Raw genomic sequence first — 23,499 nt, 5'->3', positions numbered from 1 at the left:
TATCTATCTGCACGGATCGCATCATAGTGATGGATGGGTTCATCACTATTTCTTTATATGGAATTAGAACAATTTTTGACCAGGATTAGTACGCAGCCTTCTGGGTATCGGCTATTCTTGTGATTAATTTTTCATTCTTTAACTGATTTTTTATCAGACGAATAACAGGTAGTCATACATGTCTAAGCTAGTTTTAGTTTTAAACTGCGGTAGTTCTTCTCTTAAATTTGCCGTTGTTGATGCCGAGAACGGCGACGAGCACTTATCAGGTCTTGCTGAGTGTCTTCACCTTCCTGAAGCTCGCATCAAGTGGAAACTTGATGGCAAGCACGAAGCTCAACTAGGCAATGGTGCAGCTCACGAAGAAGCACTAGCGTTTATGGTAGAAACTATTCTTGCTTCTAAGCCAGAGCTTAAAGCTAACCTAGGCGCAATCGGTCACCGTATCGTTCACGGCGGCGAGCAGTTCACTCAATCTGCACTAATCACTGATGAAGTTCTAAAAGGTATTCAAGACGCTGCAACATTTGCACCTCTTCATAACCCTGCCCACATCATCGGTATCGAAGCGGCTAAGAAAAACTTCCCAGAGCTGAAAAACGTTGCTGTATTTGACACTGCGTTCCACCAAACTATGCCTGAAGAGTCTTACCTATACGCTCTTCCATACAACCTATACAAAGAACACGGTATCCGTCGTTACGGTATGCACGGTACTTCTCACTTGTTCATCACTCGTGAAGTTGCTGGCCTACTAAACAAACCAGTTGAAGAAGTAAACATCATCAACTGTCACCTAGGTAACGGCGCGTCTGTATGTGCAATCAAGAACGGTCAATCTGTAGACACTTCTATGGGTCTTACTCCACTTGAAGGTCTAGTAATGGGTACTCGCTGTGGCGACATCGACCCTGCGATCATCTTCCACCTGCACGACGCTCTAGGTTACTCTGTTGATCAAATCAACACGATGCTAACTAAAGAGTCTGGTCTTCAAGGTCTAACTGAAGTGACTTCTGATTGTCGTTTCGTTGAAGACAACTACGGTGAGAAAGAAGAAGCAACACGCGCAATGGACGTGTTCTGCCACCGTCTAGCTAAGTACGTAGCTGGCTACACGGCTTCAATGGACGGCCGTCTAGACGCAATCACTTTCACTGGCGGTATCGGCGAGAACTCTGGCCCTATCCGTGAAATGGTTCTAAACCGTCTTGGCATCTTCGGTATCGAAGTAGATAGCGAAGCTAACCTTAAAGCTCGCTTCGGCGGCGAAGGTGTTATCACGACTGAAAACAGCCGTATCCCTGCAATGGTTATCTCTACTAACGAAGAGCTAGTCATCGCTGAAGACACTGCACGCCTGACAGGTCTTTAATTGAATTACTGGCTAGCCACTCGGCTAGCCAGATTTTCATTCAAACGAATTTCTTAGGGGCTCAACTCCTATTCTTCGAGCTTCATGGAATAAGAGTTGAGCTTTTATCCCCCAAATAGCTAAAGGTACTCTACGAATGTCTCGTACTATTATGCTTATCCCTACTAGCGCAGGCGTTGGCCTAACAAGCGTTAGCATGGGTGTTCTTCGCGCTATGGAGCGTAAAGGCGTTAAAGTTTCTTTCTACAAGCCAATCTGTCAGCCACGTTCAGGTGGTGATCAGCCAGATCTGACTTCAACTATCGTTGGCCACAACAGCGATATGAAGATCGGTGAACCAATGGCGATGTCTGTTGCTGAAAGCCTAATCGGTAACGACAACATGGACGAGCTGCTAGAAACCGTTGTTGAACGTTACAACCAAATCAACAAAGACGCAGACGTTACGCTAATCGAAGGTCTTGTACCTACTCGTAAGCACCCATTTGCAAACCAAGTAAACGCGGAAATCGCGGCAACACTTGGTGCAGAAATCGTGCTAGTTGCGACTCCAGGTACTGATAACCCAGCGCAACTGAAAGAGCGTATCGAAGTAGCATGTTCTAACTTCGGCGGCACTAAGAACAAAAACATCTCTGGCGTTATCATCAACAAGCTAAACGCTCCTGTTGACGAAGCTGGCCGTACTCGCCCTGACCTATCTGAAATCTTTGACGATGCAGATAGCGCAAAACAAAACGAATTGAAAGTGATGGAAATCTTCAACACTTCTCCAATTCGTGTACTAGGTTGCGTGCCATGGAGCATTGATCTGATTGCGACTCGTGCAATCGACATGGCTAAGCACCTGAAAGCAGATATCATCAACGAAGGTGACATCAACACTCGTCGCATCAAGAGCATCACTTTCTGTGCACGTTCTCTGCCAAACATGATTGAGCATTTCAAACCTGGCTCTCTACTTGTTACTTCTGCAGACCGTCCTGATGTTATCGTTGCTGCTTCTCTTGCTGCAATGAACGGTGTGGATATTGGTGCTGTACTGCTAACTGGCGGTTACGACATCCCTCGCGAAATCGAAGGTCTATGTAAACCAGCGTTTGACACTGGTCTACCTATCTTCAAAGCACAAGGTAACACTTGGCAGACATCTCTAAACCTACAGAGCTTCAGCATCGAAGTACCTGCAGACGATAAAGAGCGTATCGAGTTCATCAACGAGCACGTTGCTGGTCACATCGACGGTAACTGGATCGAGTCAATGACTGAAGGTACTCAGAAGTCTCGTCGTCTAAGCCCACCAGCGTTCCGTTACCAACTAACTGAACTTGCTCGTAAAGCAGGCAAGCGTATCGTTCTTCCAGAAGGTGACGAACCACGTACTGTTAAAGCGGCAGCCATCTGTGCTGAACGCGGCATTGCAGACTGTGTGCTTCTAGGTAACCCAGATGAAATCCGTCGCGTAGCTGCTCAACAAGGCGTTGAGCTAGGTACTGGCGTAACCATCATCGATGCCGATGCTGTTCGTGAAAACTACGTTGCTCGTCTAGTTGAGCTGCGCGGTGCGAAAGGCATGACTGAAGTTGTGGCTCGTGAGAAGCTACAAGATTCAGTATTCCTAGGCACAATGATGCTTGAGAACGACGAAGTTGACGGACTAGTTTCTGGTGCTGTTCATACTACGGCGAACACTATCGTTCCTCCGTTCCAAATCATCAAGACTGCACCAAATGCGTCTATCGTATCTTCAGTATTCTTCATGCTTCTGCCTGATCAAGTACTGGTTTACGGTGACTGTGCGATCAACCCAGATCCAACCGCTGAACAGCTTGCTGAAATCGCTATCCAATCTGCTGACTCTGCAGCAGCATTCGGTATCGACCCTCGCGTTGCTATGATCTCTTACTCTACTGGTGAATCTGGTAAGGGTGCAGACGTTGATAAAGTACGTGAAGCAACTCGCATCGCGAAAGAGAAGCGTCCTGATCTAGTGATCGACGGTCCTCTGCAGTACGACGCAGCTATCATGGAAAACGTGGCAGCGTCTAAAGCGCCTAACTCTCCAGTGGCAGGTAAAGCGACAGTATTCGTATTCCCAGACCTAAACACGGGTAACACGACTTACAAAGCAGTACAACGTTCAGCTGACCTAGTTTCTATCGGTCCAATGCTGCAAGGTATGCGCAAGCCTGTAAACGACTTGTCTCGTGGCGCGCTAGTAGACGATATCGTGTACACAATCGCTCTAACAGCAATCCAAGCAGACCAAGAAGCTAAATAATCGCTTCTGACATCTAGTTGGACAACTATCCAAAGCCCTCGATTCGTCGAGGGCTTTTTCTATTGTTGGCCACACAGCAAAGAGGCTATGAGCAATAGCACTAATACGCTCTTATGAATATAGCGCCATAAATACCCCAGCCCCAACCACAACACAACCTGTCATCACGGGTGCGATTCGGCGCCAAAGCTTCTTATCCCCTATCGCGATAACCATCCCCATTTTCACAATGGTATTAACCGAAGCGGCAATCAAAATGCCTAACGCAGCAGTGGTCACGCTTAATGTTTGCGTACTTTGACGTCCGAGGGTTAACGAGATCGCATCAACGTCAGTAATCCCTGATAAAGCAGAAAGGATCAACACCCCCGCATTGCCAAACCAGTCAGACAAAGCGTGAGCAAGCAGCATAATCAACGCCAACACGAGGCCAAAGAACAGTGCCGACTGCAAAGCAAGAGGGTTCGTTTGCTTATTTGATTGCTCAATCTGCTCAACTTCACTTCTGCGCCAAATCCACCATGCCGGAATGTACAGCGCAACCATCATCGCCATCACAATTGGCCAAAGCAGTTTCACTAATTGTGGATTGATAACGGACAGTACGATAAGTAAACGAGGGAACATGGTTCCGCAGCTCAAAAGAATACCACTAGCGAGTAACGGGCTGATGCTCGCTTGCTCACGAGAAAGATGGGAAAACTGCAACGTTAATGCTGTCGAAGAGCTAAGCCCCGCAAATACAGACGTAAACAAAATACCTCGCTTCGCCCCGCCGATTTTTATCGCAAAATAACCGACAAAAGAGATACTAGCGATCAACACAACCATCCACCAAATCTCATACGGGTTAAGTGCATTCCAAGGGCCGTAAGATTGATTTGGTAACAGGGGTAACATGACTATCGAGATAAGTAATAAACGCAGTGCTGCGTCTAACTCATACTCTTGCAGTTTTTGTAGCGCTTGATGTAGCTCTCTTTTGTTATCAAGCACCACCGCGGTAATAACGGCCGCTGCTGCAGCCAAAACAGCCTCACCCGACACGGTAAGGTTACCCAGAACAAACACCACCATGATACTAACCACGCCAGTGATGCTCACATCTCCGCTCTTTTTCTGCTGTATAACAAAAGCGATGCAAGTGAGGATGACTAAAGCGATAAGCGCAAAACCAATGAGTAAAGGTGTATAGATGTTGGCGAGAATGCCAACTAAACCACCGAGTAAACCGACTAAAGAAAAAGTACGAATGCCTGCTACACGACTGCCTTCTACGCTATTGCGCATCACCCAGCCACGTTGGGTGCCAACAATTGCCCCTAGTAATAGAGCAATAAGCAGATTCCAAATTAGATGCTCGCCACTGACAAACTCATTGATATCCATGCATCACCCCGTTAAAAAGCGGTTGTTATATCATTAGTTTATTTGAATATGGGTAAGAAGCTGTGACGATGAGAGGATAATCAGAAAATGGCCCCGGTTCCCTGCTTACCATTGCGTCTTATAATTTCATTATTCTTTTATCTACCACCAAAACGTAATAGAACGAAGCGGCCCTCCCTGTTCAATTTATCAGCATTATTTACATTTCAACTGAACTTTCTTACTCGAACTACGTAACGAAGATGGACTGCTATTAAGCAAACTCACACATAAGTAAGGAATACATATGAACAACTCCATCAACAACTCACTGCTAAAGCTTGGTTTAGCTGCAATTCTGTTCAGTTTTTCTTCATTCAGCTTTTCTGCCCCAAGCATTAAAGGCGTTGATCAAGATATGTCCGGAGGAACGGTAACCGCAAAAATGGCTCATGCTGACGACAACGGATGGATGGTAGTCCACCGAACAGACGAATCAATGAAGCCTGGCCCTGTTATCGGCTATGCCCCACTAAAGATGGGACAGAATGAGAACGTGAATGCAATTTTGATGGAACCGGTTGAGTCTGGCGACATGCTGATGCTAATGGTCCACGGAGAAAACGGGGGAATGAAGACTGGCGTATTTGAATATACACTCGGAGCCAAAGAAGATGGACCTGTAAAAGTCGACGGAAAATTAGTGATGGACGTCGTGCGCGCTAAGTAAGACGAGCGCACACTTAAAAGTCACTCTCCTACTCCTAGTATTTAGTTGGCATAAAAGTACTTAACGACATTGCTTACCGTTAAGTACTTTTTCATTTCTGATGGAGGCAACAAACTAGCCAATTATTTCTCTTCCATGAGGAGAGTTTAAGTCTAAATCAGGCCCTTTGGGTACGACTTGCGTCGGGTTAATCCCGGTGTGGCTGAAATAGTAGTGACGTTTAATATGGTAGAAATCCGTGGTTTCTTCGACGCCTTCGACTTGATACAACTCTTTTAAGTATCCTTGAATATTCTCGTAGTCTGCGATGCGCTGCTTGTTACATTTGAAGTGGCCCACATACACGGCATCGAAACGGATCAGAGTCGTAAACAAACGCCAATCAGCCTCAGTAATAGTATTCCCCGCTAAATAACGATGCGTCGCTAGGTGCGAATCGATTTTATCTAGCGCAGAAAATAAAGAATCGAATGCTTCTTCATATGCCTCTTGCGTGGTCGCAAAACCACAGCGATACACTCCATTGTTGACGTTTGGATAAACAAAATCGTTCCACTCGTCAATAACATGCTTTAACTGTTCTGGATAATAGTCATCGTGGTTTCCTGTTAACTCATTGAACTCCGTGTTAAACATACGAATAATTTCTGACGACTCATTCGACACAATCGTATTGGTCTTTTTATCCCAAAGCACAGGCACAGTTACACGGCCTGTGTAATCTGGTTTGGCCTGCGTGTAGATTTGGTGCATACGAGTGTGACCAAATAGTGGCTCAGGAAGCCCCATTTGCCAGCCTTGGCTTAACATATCCGGGCAAACAACCGTGACATCAATATGGGGTTCTAAGCCTTTCAGCTTGCGGAAGATGAGCGTTCGGTGTGCCCAAGGACAAGCAAGAGAGACATACAAATGGTATCGACCAGACTCCGGTTTAAACTCCGCATCAGGTTCGTTTTTAACCCAGTTACGGAATCCGGCATCTTCACGCACAAATTTGCCACCATTTGATTTTGTGTCATACCAGACGTCATGCCAAACACCTTCGACCAACTTACCCATGATTGCGCTCCTCTCATTCTGTTTATGTCTATATTAGCGTTTCCTATCAAACAGAAAATCACTGAACTTAGGACATCATGTTCAAGAAATTCGAATGTATAAATCAGATGCATAAAAAAAGCGCGACCCGATGAAGGTGTCGCGCTTAAGCCCGTCACAGGCTGAATTTATACACTAACGTGCAAACAAGATACCGCGTGAACGTCGTTCCCTTGAATCGTTGGCTTCGTCTTCGCACACTCTTCGGTTGCTTGTGGGCAACGAGTGCGGAACACACAACCCGATGGTGGACTGATCGGCGAAGGAAGGTCGCCTTCCAGCATCTGGATTTTCTTACTGCGTTCAATGTTCGGGTCCGGAATCGGAACCGCTGACATCAATGCGCGTGTATATGGGTGCTTAGGATCAGCAAACAGCGCCTCCGCCTCACCGAGCTCGACAGCATTACCCAAGTACATGACCAAAACACGATCTGAGATGTGTTTAACCACTGACAAATCATGCGCAATGAATACCAGAGAAAGGCCTAGTTCTTTTTGAATCTCTTTAAGCAGATTAACAACCTGAGCTTGAATAGATACATCAAGCGCCGATACTGGCTCGTCACAAATGATCATCTTGGGCTTGAGGATAAGCGCACGCGCAATCCCGATACGCTGGCATTGACCACCCGAGAATTCGTGCGGATAACGGTTGATCACATTTGGTAGTAGACCCACTTTCGCCATCATCTCTTTAACGCGGTCTTTCACTTCCTGCTTAGACAGTTCTGGGTAGAACGTTTCAAGAGGCTCAGCAATAATGTCGCCAACCGTCATACGTGGGTTAAGAGAAGCCAAAGGATCTTGGAAAATCATCTGAATTTCTTTACGCGTTTCACGACGTTGGACGTCTTTCATCTTAGTTAGATCTTGACCCAACCAAACTACTTCGCCATCCGTCGCTTCAACAAGACCGATGATGGCGCGCGCAAACGTCGATTTACCACAACCTGACTCGCCCACTACACCAAGCGTTTCCCCTTCGTATAATCGAACGTTCACCCCATCAACCGCTTTTAGGCTTGAAGGCTTTGACCATGGCCATGCCGATTTTGACGCAATGCTGAAGTGAACTTTCAGCTCTGAAATGTCCAGAATTAGCTTTTTATCTACTGCGTTCATTTGTTCCAAGCCTCCCATTCAGAAAAACATGCGCGCTGACGGCCATCACCAAATGGAGTCAGAATTGGCGCTTCACGCTTACAACGATCCATCACTCGGTGACAACGCTCTTGATAAGGGCAGCCCGGTGGTAGACGAAGCAAGTTTGGTGGATTACCAGGGATGGTTGGCAGAATTTCACCTTCCGTATCAAGGCGAGGGATCGCTTTCAACAGACCCTCTGCATAAGGGTGGCTTGGATTATAGAAGATTTCGTTTACGTTGCCGTACTCCATCGTACGACCTGCATACATCACCAGCACTTTGTCACACGAACCTGCAACAACACCAAGGTCGTGCGTGATCATGATGATCGCCGTGTTGAACTCGTCTTTAAGCTCATTAAGCAGGTCCATGATCTGTGCTTGAACCGTCACATCAAGTGCTGTTGTTGGCTCATCGGCAATAAGCAGTTTAGGGCGACATAATAACGCCATCGCGATCATTACACGCTGACGCATACCGCCTGAAAACTCATGCGGGTACATCGTGATACGCTTACGCGCTTCAGGGATTTTCACCGCTTCCAGCATGCGTACTGATTCTTCAAATGCTTCCGCTTTGCCCATGCCTTTATGCAGCATAAGCACTTCCATCAACTGGTCACTTACCTTCATGTAAGGGTTCAGCGATGTCATTGGGTCTTGGAAGATCATGGCGATCTGTTCAGCGCGAACTTTGTTCAGTTCTTTTTCTGGTAAGTTTAGGATTTCTTTGCCTTCAAACTTTGCGCTACCAGAAATAATACCGTTCTTAGCCAACAGGCCCATGATTGCGAATACGGTTTGAGATTTACCTGATCCCGACTCTCCAACGATGCCTAAGGTTTCGCCTTGGTTGAGGGAGAAGTTCAAATCGTTTACTGCGGTTACGATACCATCTTGCGTGGTGAATTCGACGCGCAGATCTTTGACATCTAATAAGCTCATCATTGCTTCCTTAATCTTATCTTTTAATTATCTGTCTTTTGGATCCAGCGCATCGCGCAGGCCGTCACCAACGTAGTTGAAGCAGAATAGCGTCACAACCATGAACACGGCTGGGAATGCCAGCTGCCAGATTGCCACTTCCATTGTCTGTGCACCTTCTTGTAGAAGAGCGCCCCAACTTGTCATCGGTTCCTGAACACCAAGACCAAGGAATGATAGGAATGACTCCGTCAGGATCATGCTCGGGATAAGCAGCGTAGAGTAAACCGCTACGATGCCCAGTACGTTCGGCACGATATGACGAGTGATAATTTTCCAGTTGCTAACACCACACACATGTGCAGCTTCGATGAACTCTTTGCTACGTAAGCTGAGTGTCTGACCACGTACGATACGCGCCATATCTAGCCATGCGATAGCACCAATCGCGACAAAGATCAGCATGATGTTACGACCGAAGAATGTCACAAGTACGATAACTAGGAACATAAACGGTACCGCGTACAAAATCTCTAGAATACGCATCATCACACGGTCAACTTTACCACCGATAAAACCAGATGCTGCGCCATAGAGCGTACCAATCAGTACGGCTACAAAGGCACCCATGACCCCCACCATCAACGAAATACGACCGCCGATTAGCGTGCGCACGTATAAGTCACGGCCTAGGCTGTCAGTACCAAACCAATGGTCAGCATTCGGTGCAACGTGCATCGCGTACCAGTCAGTATCATCAAAGGTGTGCGGTGCGATCATTGGCAGAATAATCACCGCCAACGTCATTAGAACAAGAAGGAATAAGCTCACCATTGCCGCTTTGTTGCGCATAAAACGGATACGAGCATCTTGCCAAAGACTGCGACCTTCAATCTCCAAGTTTTCGGAGAACTTCTCAATCGCTTCTAGGTTTTCTTTTTTCGTTAACATAACCAAACGTCCCTGTTAGTAGCGAATTTTCGGGTCAATCATTGCAAGTAGAATATCTACAATCGCGTTGAATAAAATGAATAGGAAACCAATCAGGATGGTTACACCCATTACTAGCGAGTAGTCACGGTTAAACGCAGCGTTAACGAATAGCTTACCAATACCTGGTAGACCAAAAATGGTTTCGATAACAACAGAACCAGTGATGATACCTACGAAAGCAGGACCCATGTAAGAAACAACAGGGAGAAGTGCCGGCTTAAGAGCGTGCTTGATGATGATGTAACGGTAGCTTAGACCTTTAGCACGAGCCGTACGAATAAAGTTACTGTTCAGTGTCTCGATCATCGAACCACGCGTAATACGAGCGAAGGTTGCAACATACAGTAGTGACATACCAATGACAGGAAGCACTAAATACTGCCAGCTACCATCTTGCCAACCGCCCGCAGGGAAGATATTCCAGTGAAGCGAGAACAGATAGATAAGAGCAGGTGCCAATACAAAAGAAGGCATTACCACACCGAGCATCGCTGTCGACATGATGGTGTAATCAATCCAAGTATTCTGCTTGAGCGCAGCAATGGTACCGACGGTAACCCCCATAATCAGGGTAAAGATAAAGGCGATGAAGCCCACTTTAGCCGAAACAGGTAAGGCAACCGCGATCAGCTCGTTAACCGAGTAATCAAGGTATTTAAATGACGGCCCGAAATCCCCTTGGATAACATTGGTCAAATACGTAGTGTATTGTTCAAATACAGGTTTATCCAAGCCATATTTAGCTTCGATATTTGCCATTACTTCGGGTGGCAATGGACGCTCTGTCGAGAAAGGGTTTCCCGGTGCAAAGCGCATAAGAAAGAAAGATACGGTGATCAAAACCAACATTGTTGGGATCGCCTCAAATATCCTTTTTGCGATGAATTTAAGCATAAACTCACTCTTTCAGTCTGTGACAGTTAAATTAAAGAAGTCGTCCAATTCTTTTGGACTAAAGATAGGCGCTACATGCAATTTCTCACATGTAGAGCCTCATTTTTATAGTTCTATCGAGTTACGAATTACTCTGTGATGTAGAGATCTTTAGAGTAAATCTTGTCTTCCGCGTTATTTACTGGGAAGCCACCAACTTTCGGTGATAGTAGACGTGATTTCACGTACTGGTAGATAGGTGCGATTGGCATATCTTTTGCCATCAACTTCTCTGCTTCTAGGTAAAGCGCTTGACGCTCTTCGTCAGAAGTTGAAGCAAATGCTTTGTTCATGATTGCATCGTACTCTTTGCTGTCGTAGTGAATACCACCAGTAGTGTTATTACTCATCATCAGCGTTAGGAAAGATGAAGCTTCGTTGTAGTCGCCACACCAACCTGCACGAGCAACCTCAAAGTTGCCAGAATCTTTGGTAGATAGGTAAGTTTTCCACTCTTGGTTTTCTAGCGTAACGTCTAGACCAAGCGTCTTCTTCCACATTGAACCCAGTGCAACCGCAAGTTTCTTGTGGTTCTCTGACGTGTTGTATAGAAGGTTAAATTCAAGAGGGTTGTCTGCACCGTAGCCCGCCTCTTCCAGTAGACGCGCCGCTTCAGCATTACGCTCTTCTTGCGTCATTTTGCCGTATGCAGGAATTTCTGGGTTGAAACCCGCCGTGATTTCAGGCGTTAGGAAATAAGCTGGCTTTTGACCTTGTGCTAGGATCGCATCAGTCACGATATTACGGTCAATCGCATAAGAAATCGCTTTACGTACGCGAACATCATCAAACGGCTTTTTCTTCGTGTTGAAGATGTAGTAGTAAGTACACAAGTTACCCGACACAGACACGTCTTCTGGATGCTCTTGCTTCAAACGCTTGAAGTGCTCTGTAGGCAGTTCATTCGTGAAGTCGATTTCACCTGCTAGGAAGCGGTTCATTTCCGCTACTTGGTTTTCGATTGGCAAGAAAGTAACTTGATCAAGCGTCGTGTTTTCGTTGTCCCAGTATTGTTCGTTACGTTTTAGAACTAAACGCTCGTTTACAACCCAGTTGTCAACTACATAAGCACCGTTACCCACAAAGTTCTCAGGCTTCGTCCATTGATCACCGAACTTTTCAACGGTTGCTTGGTGAACAGGCTTCACTGTTGTGTGGCCCATCATCATCACAAAGTATGGTACAGCAGTGTCTAGCTCAACCACTAACGTGTGGTCGTCAACCGCTTTAACACCCAACTCACTCTTGTCTTTTTTACCCGCAACAATGTCTTTTGCGTTCTTCATCTTGGTGTATTCCATGTACCAAGCGTATGGAGAAGCGGTTGCTGGGTCGACTGCGCGTTGGAAGCTGTATACAAAATCACCTGCAGTAACAGGATCACCGTTAGACCATTTTGCGTCTTCACGTAGGTGGAAAGTGTATGTTTTGTTGTCTTCAGTTTCCCAAGATTCTGCAACACCAGGGATAGTGTTACCGTCCGCATCTTGGTTTACTAGGCCTTCAAGAAGATCGCGAATCACGTGGGATTCTGGAACACCTTGAGATTTATGAGGGTCTATTGTCGCAACTTCTGTACCGTTACCACGCACCAATTCTTGAACAGCAGCAAGTTTTGGCTCTTTAGAATCAGATTTAGCTTCAGGGGCTGGAGCCGGAGCAGGCTCAGCAGCTTGTTTCTCTGCAGGCTTTTCGCCACAACCAGCTAAAGCGAGAGAAAGACCAGCACCAATAAATAAAGCGCGCGTGATTTTATTCTTATACATGCGTAAAACTCCAAATTTTTTCGTTAGCATCCATGACTTCTTTGTAAGGGCCTGGAACGGTCAGAGTTTTAGATTTTTTTAGTGCATTTTCTGAGCACAAAAGCCTAAAACCTTACAAAGACTGCGGCACACATTAGCAATCATTGAAGTAATTTGCCATAAAAATGTAGCAAAAAAACCAATAATCCTGACTAAACCACACATATCTAGCAGTAAACTCTAATCAAAAAGTATTCACCAGCCAAATGGAGACCAGAAGCGACATTCCACAGACAAAACTTTCGATTAATCTATATTTAAACCATTTGATAGCATCTTATGCTAGATATTTACATATTATTTAACATTTATGACAAATGAAGTCTAACAAATAATTGTTTATATATTGGGCTAAAAACTTTTATTGTGAAGAATATCACCAGAGCGAGTACGGGTTGTGTTGAAGTCAAATGAGCAGAATTATGAAGATAAGTACAAAAAAAGCTAAGTGCCATTGACACTTAGCTTTTTTCACTAGAATGAGGAGTGGGTTCTATTTTTCCCAACGCTGTGCAGCTTGGTGATCAGTATCGCGCGAATCAATCCAACGATCTTCACTCGTCGTGCGTTCTTTCTTCCAAAATGGTGCTTTGGTTTTCAAGTAGTCCATAATGAACTCGCAAGCATCAAATGCTGCTCCGCGGTGTGCACTTGAAACACCAACAAAGACGATTTGATCACCGCTATCCATATCACCAACGCGATGAATCACGCGTACGCCCAATAATGGCCAACGTGATTCAGCTTGATCGCAAATGTAGCTCAAGCTCTTCTCAGTCATGCCTGGGTAATGTTCCAAGTGCAAACCAACAACATTATCGCCAAGGTTCATATCTCGAACTTTACCAATGAATGTTACGACAGCACCAGCAGCCGTACCTTCGGATAAACGTTGATATTCGTGATCAACGGAAAAGTCTTCAACTTGTACAGAGACGCGTGGGTCCATCTTAACCTCCGGTTACCGGTGGGAAAAATGCAACTTCATCCCCCGCTTTTACTTCGGTATCAAGTGGGACAATAGATTGATTAACAGCAGCAAGTAGCTTTCCTGGCTCTAAAGCCAAATCCCACTTACCATTTTTATCAGCGCCCTCTTCCACGAGATGTGCGCGAATCGCTTCAACCGTTTCAAATTGATCATCTAATTCGACACTGTCGATACCAATCAGCTCACGAGTCTGAGCAAAAAAAAGTACTTTAATCATGATTCCGCCTTGAAGTGTCCAGATTTTCCACCCGTCTTTTCTAGGAGACGAACTTGACCGATAACCATGTCTTTTTGCACCGCTTTACACATATCGTAAATCGTCAGTGCAGCAACAGAAGCCGCCGTGAGCGCTTCCATTTCTACGCCCGTTTTACCTGCAAGCTTACAAACAGATTCAATACGAACTTTGTTTTCTGACTCAATAGCCTCCAACTGAACTTCGACTTTAGAAAGCAACAGAGGATGACAAAGTGGAATCAAATCCCACGTTTTCTTTGCAGCTTGGATACCAGCAATTCGAGCCGTCGCGAACACATCACCTTTATGATGCTGCCCGGAAACAATCAGTTGCAAGGTTTCTGGGGCCATGTGAACAAATGCTTCCGCACGTGCTTCACGAACCGTTTCAGCTTTTGCAGACACGTCGACCATGTTAGCTTCGCCAGACGCGTTGATATGGGTAAATTGAGTCATTGTTTTTCCTTCGCTTTTAGGAAAGGTTATACAGATAGGTGCGGCATGAAGTTACAAGGGCGATGGCTTGCATCTAACTGCTGCTTGATGATCTTCGTCCAGCCAGTGCGGCACGCGCCTGTTGAACCAGGCATTGCGAAGATAACTGTATGGTTCGCAAAACCTGCAATTGCACGCGATTGGATCGTTGACGTACCAATTTCTTCGTAAGACACCATGCGGAATAACTCACCAAAACCTTCTACTTCTTTATCAAACAGAGGCTTCAGCGCTTCTGGCGTGCTGTCACGTGACGTGAACCCTGTACCACCAGTAATCATGATCGCTTGAACATTGTCGTCCGCAATCCACTGAGAAACAATTGCGCGAATTTTGTACATGTCATCAATAACAATTTGCTTATCGACAACATTGTGACCCGCTTCTTGAGCGTGTTCAACAAGGTAGCGACCAGAGGTATCGTTTTCTTCGGTACGAGTGTCAGATACCGTTAGAACGGCAATATTTGCAGGTTGAAATTTGCTTTCAGCGTGACCCATGTGTTCACCTATTCTCTTTTAACTTTGATACGTTTGGTATCGATTCTAGAAAAGCGAGGGAAAGCTAGCCTATAAATAAGCTTTCCCTACAAAATTTGAGTTGATTTAGCCGCCGATAGATGCCAGATGCGGCGTCATACCCGTATTACCATCGTGCAAGAAGTGACTTACCGACTTAGTTTGTAACTGCGCTTGGATGCGTTCAATAAGCTCGCTTTCTTGCTCGTCACGTTCCAATAGATCACGCAGTTCTACACCGTGGTCTCCAAACAAACACAGATGCAGCTTACCCATCGCAGAGACGCGTAGTCGGTTGCAGCTCTCACAAAAGTCTTTTTCATAAGGCATGATCAGGCCAATTTCACCCTTGTAATCTGGATGAACAAACACTTGCGCGGGGCCGTCATTATGAGAGCGCACTTTAAGCAGCCAACCGTTCGCAATCAACTGATTACGAATTGCTACGCCGGACACATGATGCTTATTGAATAAATCATCCATCTCACCCGTTTGCATCAACTCGATGAAGCGCAGTTGGATTGGACGATCTTTTATCCAGTTGAGAAATGCTGGCAGTTCTTGATGGTTAAGATCTTTCATCAAAACCACATTAACTTTGACTTGCTCATAACCAACTTCAAACGCACGCTCGATACCATTCATCACCTCAGTGAACTTATTTTCACCCGTGATTTGATGGAACATGCGCGGATCAAGGCTGTCCACGCTAACGTTGATGTGAGTTAAGCCCGCTTCACGCCAGTCTGCGACTTGCTTCGCCATGCGGTAACCATTGGTCGTCGTTGCAACTTTTTGGATACCAGGCGTCGTCGCCACTGAGTGGATAATGTCGGTAAAATCTTTGCGTAAACTTGGTTCACCGCCAGTAATGCGCACTTTTGACGTGCCACAATCAGCAAACGCTTTTACGACCCGTTTGATTTCAGGAAGAGATAAAAAAGACGAGTTTTTATTGCCCGAAGGCTTATAGCCATCAGGAAGGCAATAGGTACATTTGAAATTACATACGTCGGTCACAGACAGACGCAAGTAATAGAACTTACGATGAAATTTGTCTTCGAATTGTTGCGCCACGGAACACCTTTCCAAACACGGGAGGCATGGCCATTTCCAATCATGCCCTTGTGACAGTACGCCACTGGCTCAAAACGCTTATCCTCGGACTTAGCAATAGTGAGCTCGGAGTTATGGCAACCAGAGATATGAAACCTCTGATAGCTTTGCGGTGTAAAATACTTAATATTTGTACTGGAATCCAGACTTGAGTGATAAAAAACTCTCTAGAGACACAATTTACCGCTAAGTGAGTACCTTTCAAGCACTCCTTAAGATAAATTGTAGCCGTTTTTTACAAGATTATTAGAAGAACGTAATGAATATCTACACGGATAAAAAAGTGGTCGCTGTTGGCGGAGGTCATGGCTTAGGTCGAATGTTGGCCGCACTACGGGATTTTGGCGGCAATGCAACTGGCATTGTCGCCACAACAGACAATGGTGGCTCAACAGGAAGAATTCGTCACTGCCAAGGTGGAATTGCCTGGGGCGACACACGGAACTGCATTAATCAGCTGATTACAGAGCCGTCGATCAGTTCAATGATGTTTGAATATCGCTTCAAAGGTACTGGCGAGCTTGATGGTCATAACCTCGGTAACTTGATGCTCACAGCGCTCGATAACTTATCGGTCAGACCGTTAGATGCCATCAATCTGATTCGAAACATGTTAAAAGTCGACGTTAACATTCTTCCTATGTCTGAACACCCTTCCGATCTTTCCGCGTTATCCGTGGATGGAAAGTGGGTCACGGGAGAAACGAATGTAGACGAGATGGACACCGATTTACGCCGTCTCGATCTATCACCAGAAGTCCCTGCAACTAAAGAAGCAGTAACTGCACTGGCAGAGGCAGACGCTATTATTCTTGGTCCTGGCAGCTTTTTAACCAGCATCATGCCTCCTTTGCTGTTGCCTGAGCTCGGCAAAGCCATTGCCGCCAATGAGAAAGCAAAAGTCATTTTCGTTGCCAACTTGAGCCCAGAGTACGGCCCAGCCGGACGAATGACCATGGCACAAAAATTAGAATGGTGTGAGCGTGCCTGCCAAGGTAGGAAGATAGACGTGGTTCTAGCAGAGGAAACCGAGCAAGAAGTCTTGAGCCAGTGGAATGTAGTGACGGAATCGTTAGCTTCGTCGAACCGAGATTGGCGTCACGACCGAGATAAACTCAAGCTCGCTATTGAGAGCCAGCTAAGGCTTTCAATTTAAAAAACGCCCTCTAAAGCTAGGGGATGGCTTCAAGTTTACTCGCTGCCAGCAATGAAAAAACCCTTCACGTACGTGAAGGGTTTTGTGTAAGAGCCTCATCAGAACAACGCATTACTGCTGCCAATCCCGGTAAGCGTCGCGTGTTTCGTGCAAAAGATCGAACATCGTTTTTAACTCGTCTGACTCTTCAACTAACTCACCTGCTTTGGCTTTTTTATCTATCGACATCGCCAATTGACAAAGACGGTCTGCTCCAAAGCTCGCTGCGCTGCTTTTTAACGCGTGACTGATTTCTTTTAGGTAACGTAATCTCTCTGTCCCTTGAAACTGAGATAAATTCTCGATGTAGGTATCCATCTCCCCCAAGAAAATATCGAGTAAAACAGGAACATTGTCACTGCCAATCTCCATTGACAGTTCATCGATTTTTTGCTGATTTAATACATTCACACTCATACTTTTTGCCGCTCTTCCTTGCCATTCCAAGCCTGTAACTTGCGGTAAATCGTCGACGGACTGACATCAAGGTATCCCGCCGCTCGGGGGATATTGCCATCACACGCTTCAATCGCTTGCTCTATCGCCATTTTTTCTGTCATCCACAACGGCATAATCTCAGACGCAGTCATCACTTTCGGCTCAATGAATTTCGCCACAGAAGACGGACGGTCAAGCGGTTGATTCAGCGGTGGCGGTAACATATCCAACGTGATTTCTTTACCGTTGTTTAGAACAACGATATTGCGCAGCACGTTTTGTAACTGACGAACGTTGCCTGGCCACTCATAGCTATTAAATCGGTCGATTACATCAGGCGCAAAACGCACGAAGCTTTTTCCTTCTTCGTGCGACATATAGCCTAACAGTGAGTATGCAATTTCAATGACATCTTCACCTCGTTCACGTAAAGGTGGCAAATGCAAAGGAATGACATACAAACGATAGTACAAATCTTCACGGAATCGACCTTCTTGTACCTCTTTCCATGGGTCACGGTTAGTTGCACAAACAAAGCGAACATCCACGCTCTTCATTTTTGAAGAACCCACTTTTTGGAACGTGCCGGTTTGAATAAATCGTAGCAATTTGGTTTGCAAATCTAAGTCCATCTCACACAGTTCATCAAGGAAAAGTGTGCCACCATCCGCTAATTCCGCTGCACCCTGACGATCATTTGCTGCGCCGGTAAAAGCACCTTTCACGTGACCAAACAGTTCACTCTCAATCAAATCTTTTGGAATTGCAGCACAGTTAATCGCAATAAAAGGCTTGTCACCACGCTTGCTTGCCGCATGGATTGCCTCGGCGCATACCTCTTTCCCCGTACCACTTTCACCAGTGATGAAGATGCTCGCTTTACTGCTCGCTGCTGAATCAATCGTACGGTAGACCTGTTGCATAGTTTGGCTGCTGCCAATAAAGCCTTGATAACTTTGATTACCCGGGTTATCAGCCTCGTTTTTTAACTTAGTCGCTTTACGAATCGCATTGTTAACCGTGACACGTAAGCGGTCAGCTTCACACGGTTTGATCAAAAAGTCTTGAGAGCCATGACGCATTGCTTCTACCGCGGTATCGATAGAACCGTGAGCGGTCATAAAAATAATAGGTACGTCTGGATGACTCTTTTTTACAGCGTGTAAAACGTCCATCCCCGTCATATCTGGAAGACGAAGATCGAGCAGAATAAGATCTGGAATTCTATGGTTGAGACTTTCAATGGCATCCCTACCTGTACCGACAATATTGATATCTATACCAAGTGGTGTCAGGTATGAGCGGTACAGTGCCGCAACAGATGCGGTATCCTCAACCATTAAAAGGTAACGAGATTTAGGACCTTCAGATTTTTGTTGCATAACCTAGCTAATATTTTGTTGTGTTTTAAACAATAATCGCATTACGCTTTGCATTTTGCAAATAACATTAGCTAAATTATGGGTAAAAGAAAGGATTCAAAAATAATATCAATTATTTAAAAAATGGCATAAACCATGCTGATAGTTTAGTGACCCCTCGGGTCACCTAGCCAACTGACGTTGTTAGTGAACGTGATGTTCACAAAACAAGCCAATAGACCCGACTGCCTATTGGCTTCTTTTTTTCTGCAAGCAATCTAAAACACTTGGCTAAGCTAGATCATTAAGCTTATTTTTAACTATTTGCGATGAACTGCGCTCTTAGTTTTTCAATCTCGTCACGCTTTTGCGCCGCCAATTCAAACTCTAAATCTTGCGCGTGCTGATACATTGCCGCCTCAAGTCGACTGATTTCTTTTTCCAACTGTTGAGGAGACATGACCTCGTATGTTTGCGAAGGCTCTGCCACTTTCGACAACGGTACCTGTTTAGTATTACGCTGACGTTTAGACTTGGTAATATCGCCCAATTCCATAATATCTTTGATATTTCGTTTGAGCGCTTGCGGCGAAATGCCCATTTCTTCATTGTACGCTTTCTGCTTCTCGCGACGGCGGTTAGTTTCATCCATCGCCTTTTTCATGGAGTTGGTGATTCGGTCAGCATACAAGATCGCCTTACCTTCAAGATTTCGCGCAGCACGACCAATGGTCTGAATCAGTGAACGCTCGGAGCGCAAGAAGCCCTCTTTATCTGCATCCAATATTGCAACCAGCGAAACTTCAGGCATGTCCAAGCCTTCTCGTAGCAAGTTAATTCCCACCAGCACGTCAAACTCGCCAAGACGAAGATCGCGGATGATCTCCACACGTTCTACGGTATCAATATCTGAGTGTAAGTAACGTACCCTAACATCATGTTCGTGCAAGTACTCGGTGAGATCTTCGGCCATTCGTTTGGTCAATGTTGTCACTAGAACTCGCTCATCTTTAGCAGAACGGAGGCGAATTTCAGACAACAAGTCGTCTACTTGGGTCGCTACTGGGCGAACTTCCAATTCTGGGTCAAGCAAGCCTGTTGGACGAACAACTTGATCCGCCACATCGCCTGAAGATTTTTCTAGTTCATAATTTCCTGGCGTCGCAGAGACAAAAATCGTCTGCGGTGCTAACGCTTCAAACTCTTCAAACTTGAGCGGACGATTATCTAACGCAGAAGGTAAGCGAAAACCAAACTCCACCAGCGTTTCTTTACGAGAGCGGTCACCTTTATACATGGCACCAATCTGCGGCACCGTCACGTGAGATTCATCGATGATCAACAAGCCGTCATGAGGCAAGTAATCAAACAATGTCGGTGGCGGCTCGCCTTCCGATCGTCCGCTGAGATAGCGAGAATAGTTTTCGATACCTGAGCAAAAACCTAACTCATTCATCATCTCGATATCGAATTGAGTCCGCTGGCTAATACGCTGTTCTTCCAGTAGCTTGTTGTTGTCTAGAAGCTGTTTTTTGCGTACTTCTAATTCAACCTTAATATTTTCAATCGCTTCAAGAATGCGATCTCTTGGTGTCACGTAGTGCGTCTTAGGATAAATGGTGTAGCGTGGTAAATCTCGCTGTTTCACCACACCAGTCAATGGATCAAAAACACTGATGCAGTCAATTTCATCATCAAACATTTCGACACGAACTGCGTCTTGGTCAGATTCCGCTGGAAAGATATCAATCACTTCGCCACGAACCCGGAACTGTCCTCGCTCAAATGCCACGTCATTTCTTGAATATTGTAGCTCTGCCAAACGTCGTAGCATGTCCCGTTGATCAATCACGTCACCACGACGTAAATGCAACATCATTTGCAAGTAAGATTCTGGGTCACCCAAACCATAGATAGCAGAAACAGACGCAACGATAATCGCGTCTTTACGTTCCAATAGTGCTTTCGTTGCGGAAAGGCGCATTTGCTCTATGTGAGCGTTAACCGATGCGTCTTTTTCAATGAAAGTATCCGTCGTCGGGACATAAGCTTCAGGCTGGTAGTAATCGTAGTAGGAAACAAAGTACTCCACCGCATTATTGGGAAAGAATGATTTCATCTCGCCATATAATTGCGCTGCGAGCGTTTTGTTTGGAGCAAGTAATATTGCAGGTCGCTGGGCTTGAGCGATAACATTCGCTAGTGTGAACGTTTTACCCGATCCCGTTACCCCCAATAGTGTTTGATGTGCCAGTCCAGCATCGAGCCCCTCAAGCAGCTGCTTGATCGCTCCCGGCTGGTCACCCGATGGCTGATAATCGGAGACCAATTCATAGACTTTACTCATACCCTTCCTCAACTTTACTGCGCTTTGGCTGTATATATATACACCTTAGCCAATGAAATCTACGTCTATCGAAAATTTACCCACCATTGTTAATAAATTTTCTTGTTTGTCTAGAATGCTGTAGCCATACAAAACCTACTCTGATATAGTACTTCGCCCTAGCTGAAGAGCCACACCCATTCTTCACATTGCAGTTTCCACAACTTTTCCCCAAAAATTGGCCTAAACACTCTTTATCCCCAAAAGCTAGATTTTCATCCACCTTGAATACATTTTGCTTAACATCAATAAATCTATGTTTTAATTGCATATTCTCTGTATAACTCTGATTAAAAACTCACTAAATAAAAACCAGGTTGCATATAAAAGATCTTTACTCAGATCTCATCAACATAGTTATCCACAAAATTAGTGGATAACTAACCTCACACCTTTACGGACAAGCAGTACAGAAAAGTAAAGCCCTTCCCCCAATATTTTTTGCTAAAAATGTATTTTTTTACTGTTGACAGTAGTTTGGCTGCTCGGTAAGATTCGTTCCGCTTTCAAGCAAAGCAATTCCTCCTTAGCTCAGTTGGTAGAGCGACGGACTGTTAATCCGCAGGTCGCTGGTTCGAGCCCAGCAGGAGGAGCCAAATTCCAGAAAAGTCGTGTCGCAAGACACGGCTTTTTTCGTTTTGAAATCAAAAACTTCTTTCACCATCAATATCTCAAGTGACAACTTAAAATTACTCGCTAAATGTAATTCCCGCCTTCTGAGCAAAAGATTCTTTGAGGAAAGGCAGCACCAGCGTCTTTGTAAAATCCATTCAGCAAACTGTTCAATTTCTTATTAATTCATCAAAATACCTCACATAGACGACTATTTTTCCATCGTGTATGTAAAACCACATCGTTCACTGGTTGTTATTGGTGTCACAAAACACGATAATATCAAGATCGGATTTTAAGAACGTAATAACTATGACCGAATATGTTTTGTTGTTGGTCGGCACTGTGCTGGTGAACAACTTTGTACTGGTGAAGTTTTTGGGCCTATGTCCTTTTATGGGTGTGTCCAAAAAACTGGAAACAGCAATAGGTATGGGCTTAGCGACAACTTTTGTGCTAACGCTCGCGTCAGTGTGTGCGTATTTAGTGGAAAGCTACATTCTTCGTCCACTGGGTATTGAGTACCTTCGAACCATGAGTTTTATTTTGGTGATAGCCGTTGTGGTGCAGTTCACCGAAATGGTTGTGCACAAAACAAGTCCAACACTTTATCGCTTGCTTGGTATTTTCTTACCGCTGATCACTACAAACTGCGCGGTATTAGGCGTCGCGCTTCTTAATATTAATGAGAACCATAACTTTATCGAATCGATTATCTACGGCTTCGGCGCCGCTGTTGGTTTCTCATTGGTGTTGATACTTTTTGCATCCATGCGTGAGCGCATAGCTGCCGCCGACGTACCAGTGCCTTTTAAAGGTGCATCGATTGCAATGATTACAGCGGGTTTAATGTCACTAGCCTTTATGGGCTTTACAGGTTTGGTGAAGTAAACAATGAGTACGATTTTAATTGCGATCATCGCGTTAGCGGTTCTTGCTGCGATTTTCGGCGCGATACTTGGTTTTGCTTCTATTCGCTTCAAAGTCGAGGCAGACCCAATTGTGGATCAAATCGACGCAATCTTACCTCAAACTCAATGCGGTCAATGTGGCTATCCTGGTTGCCGCCCTTATGCTGAAGCGATTGCAAATGGCGACCACATCAACAAATGTCCGCCAGGCGGTCAGGCAACAATCGAAAAGCTCGCCGACTTAATGGGTGTTGAGCCAGAAGAATCTGCGCACGATCTCGACAGCAAAATTCCAACCGTTGCGTTTATCCATGAAGATATGTGCATTGGCTGTACTAAGTGTATTCAAGCGTGTCCAGTGGATGCAATTGTAGGCGGTACAAAAGCGGTTCATACCGTAATTAAAGACGAATGTACGGGGTGTGATTTATGTGTTGCACCATGTCCAACTGATTGTATTGAAATGATTCCTGTGGCAACCACCACGGAAAGCTGGAAGTGGCAACTTAACTCCATTCCAGTACTCAACATTACGGATGCTGCCGACGATGCAGCGAACGTGAAAGATTCAATTAAGTAAGG

Annotated in this window: 21 protein-coding genes, 1 tRNA gene and 1 riboswitch; of the genes, 7 read left to right on the top strand and 15 right to left on the bottom strand. The window is 45.2% G+C overall.

Going from position 1 to position 23,499, the window contains the following annotated elements:
- Positions 1–178 precede the first annotated feature (178 nt).
- Positions 179–1,375 carry an acetate kinase gene (locus tag FKN08_RS02400; protein WP_005396635.1) on the top strand — a complete coding sequence of 399 codons (1,197 nt, stop codon included), beginning with the start codon at positions 179–181 and terminating at the stop codon, positions 1,373–1,375.
- A gap of 136 nt (positions 1,376–1,511) precedes the next feature.
- Positions 1,512–3,656: a phosphate acetyltransferase gene (pta, locus tag FKN08_RS02395; protein WP_005396636.1), complete on the top strand. Its 2,145-nt coding sequence runs from the start codon at positions 1,512–1,514 to the stop codon at positions 3,654–3,656.
- 111 nt (positions 3,657–3,767) lie between these two features.
- Here the strand turns inward: pta and FKN08_RS02390 are convergent, their stop codons facing one another.
- Positions 3,768–5,045: a DUF4010 domain-containing protein gene (locus tag FKN08_RS02390; protein ID WP_170891238.1), complete on the bottom strand. Its 1,278-nt coding sequence runs from the start codon at positions 5,043–5,045 to the stop codon at positions 3,768–3,770.
- Between the two features lie 286 nt (positions 5,046–5,331).
- On the opposite strand from FKN08_RS02390, the gene FKN08_RS02385 reads away from it, so the two are divergent.
- Positions 5,332–5,754: a hypothetical protein gene (locus FKN08_RS02385; RefSeq protein ID WP_005396638.1), complete on the top strand. Its 423-nt coding sequence runs from the start codon at positions 5,332–5,334 to the stop codon at positions 5,752–5,754.
- Positions 5,755–5,868: 114 nt separating this feature from the next.
- Here the strand turns inward: FKN08_RS02385 and FKN08_RS02380 are convergent, their stop codons facing one another.
- The 11 genes from FKN08_RS02380 to moaA form a co-directional block, all read right to left on the bottom strand.
- The gene (locus FKN08_RS02380; protein WP_065646643.1) at positions 5,869–6,816 is read right to left on the bottom strand and encodes a glutathione S-transferase family protein; all 948 of its coding nucleotides are present in this window, start codon (positions 6,814–6,816) and stop codon (positions 5,869–5,871) included.
- A gap of 167 nt (positions 6,817–6,983) precedes the next feature.
- A complete protein-coding gene (oppF, locus tag FKN08_RS02375) occupies positions 6,984–7,997 on the bottom strand; it encodes a murein tripeptide/oligopeptide ABC transporter ATP binding protein OppF (RefSeq protein ID WP_006742812.1) in 1,014 nt (337 codons plus the stop codon).
- Positions 7,976–8,947, bottom strand: a complete 972-nt coding sequence (locus FKN08_RS02370; RefSeq protein ID WP_005396641.1) for an ABC transporter ATP-binding protein — start codon at positions 8,945–8,947, stop codon at positions 7,976–7,978. Before FKN08_RS02370 ends, oppF begins: the two co-directional genes overlap by 22 nt.
- A gap of 27 nt (positions 8,948–8,974) precedes the next feature.
- The gene (gene oppC / locus FKN08_RS02365; RefSeq protein WP_005396642.1) at positions 8,975–9,877 is read right to left on the bottom strand and encodes an oligopeptide ABC transporter permease OppC; all 903 of its coding nucleotides are present in this window, start codon (positions 9,875–9,877) and stop codon (positions 8,975–8,977) included.
- A 15-nt stretch (positions 9,878–9,892) separates the two neighbouring features.
- Positions 9,893–10,813 (bottom strand): oligopeptide ABC transporter permease OppB, encoded by a 921-nt coding sequence (gene oppB, locus FKN08_RS02360; protein WP_006742810.1) that lies wholly within the window; start codon positions 10,811–10,813, stop codon positions 9,893–9,895.
- Positions 10,814–10,941: 128 nt separating this feature from the next.
- On the bottom strand, positions 10,942–12,618 hold the full coding sequence (locus FKN08_RS02355) for an ABC transporter substrate-binding protein (RefSeq protein WP_005396644.1): 1,677 nt from the start codon (positions 12,616–12,618) through the stop codon (positions 10,942–10,944).
- Between the two features lie 532 nt (positions 12,619–13,150).
- On the bottom strand, positions 13,151–13,606 hold the full coding sequence (gene moaE / locus FKN08_RS02350; RefSeq protein WP_170891236.1) for a molybdopterin synthase catalytic subunit MoaE: 456 nt from the start codon (positions 13,604–13,606) through the stop codon (positions 13,151–13,153).
- Between the two features lies 1 nt (position 13,607).
- Positions 13,608–13,865, bottom strand: a complete 258-nt coding sequence (gene moaD / locus FKN08_RS02345) for a molybdopterin synthase sulfur carrier subunit (protein WP_005396646.1) — start codon at positions 13,863–13,865, stop codon at positions 13,608–13,610.
- Entirely contained in the window at positions 13,862–14,341 is a 480-nt protein-coding gene (gene moaC, locus FKN08_RS02340) for a cyclic pyranopterin monophosphate synthase MoaC (protein WP_005396647.1), read from the bottom strand. The genes moaD and moaC overlap by 4 nt, the downstream gene beginning before the upstream one ends.
- A 26-nt stretch (positions 14,342–14,367) precedes the next feature.
- Positions 14,368–14,880 carry a molybdenum cofactor biosynthesis protein B gene (moaB, locus tag FKN08_RS02335; RefSeq protein WP_005396648.1) on the bottom strand — a complete coding sequence of 171 codons (513 nt, stop codon included), beginning with the start codon at positions 14,878–14,880 and terminating at the stop codon, positions 14,368–14,370.
- A 105-nt stretch (positions 14,881–14,985) separates the two neighbouring features.
- Positions 14,986–15,975 (bottom strand): GTP 3',8-cyclase MoaA, encoded by a 990-nt coding sequence (gene moaA, locus FKN08_RS02330; RefSeq protein WP_005396649.1) that lies wholly within the window; start codon positions 15,973–15,975, stop codon positions 14,986–14,988.
- A riboswitch (molybdenum cofactor riboswitch) is annotated at positions 15,964–16,098 on the bottom strand. It overlaps the preceding gene by 12 nt.
- 175 nt (positions 16,099–16,273) lie before the next feature.
- On the opposite strand from moaA, the gene FKN08_RS02325 reads away from it, so the two are divergent.
- Entirely contained in the window at positions 16,274–17,170 is an 897-nt protein-coding gene (locus FKN08_RS02325; RefSeq protein ID WP_006742807.1) for a YvcK family protein, read from the top strand.
- 111 nt (positions 17,171–17,281) lie between these two features.
- Here FKN08_RS02325 and luxU read toward each other — a convergent pair whose 3' ends face one another.
- The 3 genes from luxU to uvrB form a co-directional block, all read right to left on the bottom strand.
- Positions 17,282–17,626 carry a quorum-sensing phosphorelay protein LuxU gene (luxU, locus tag FKN08_RS02320; RefSeq protein WP_170891234.1) on the bottom strand — a complete coding sequence of 115 codons (345 nt, stop codon included), beginning with the start codon at positions 17,624–17,626 and terminating at the stop codon, positions 17,282–17,284.
- Positions 17,623–19,029 (bottom strand): quorum-sensing sigma-54 dependent transcriptional regulator LuxO, encoded by a 1,407-nt coding sequence (luxO, locus tag FKN08_RS02315; RefSeq protein ID WP_005396653.1) that lies wholly within the window; start codon positions 19,027–19,029, stop codon positions 17,623–17,625. The genes luxU and luxO overlap by 4 nt, the downstream gene beginning before the upstream one ends.
- A 295-nt stretch (positions 19,030–19,324) precedes the next feature.
- Positions 19,325–21,355 (bottom strand): excinuclease ABC subunit UvrB, encoded by a 2,031-nt coding sequence (uvrB, locus tag FKN08_RS02310; protein ID WP_065646646.1) that lies wholly within the window; start codon positions 21,353–21,355, stop codon positions 19,325–19,327.
- Between the two features lie 559 nt (positions 21,356–21,914).
- Here uvrB and FKN08_RS02305 point away from each other — a divergent pair.
- The 3 genes from FKN08_RS02305 to rsxB all read left to right on the top strand — a co-directional run bounded on the left by FKN08_RS02305 (position 21,915) and on the right by rsxB (position 23,497).
- Positions 21,915–21,990: transfer RNA gene (locus FKN08_RS02305), tRNA-Asn, on the top strand.
- 328 nt (positions 21,991–22,318) lie between these two features.
- A complete protein-coding gene (gene rsxA / locus FKN08_RS02300; protein WP_005380762.1) occupies positions 22,319–22,897 on the top strand; it encodes an electron transport complex subunit RsxA in 579 nt (192 codons plus the stop codon).
- Positions 22,898–22,900: 3 nt separating this feature from the next.
- Positions 22,901–23,497 carry an electron transport complex subunit RsxB gene (gene rsxB, locus FKN08_RS02295; RefSeq protein WP_005396655.1) on the top strand — a complete coding sequence of 199 codons (597 nt, stop codon included), beginning with the start codon at positions 22,901–22,903 and terminating at the stop codon, positions 23,495–23,497.
- The last annotated feature ends 2 nt before the right edge of the window (positions 23,498–23,499 follow it).

Source organism: Vibrio sp. 1-2 (7-a), assembly GCF_013048515.1.
GTDB lineage: Bacteria > Pseudomonadota > Gammaproteobacteria > Enterobacterales > Vibrionaceae > Vibrio > Vibrio diabolicus.
The sequence above is the reverse complement of the archived record's forward strand: the minus strand, read 5'-3'. Positions and strand labels throughout refer to the sequence as shown.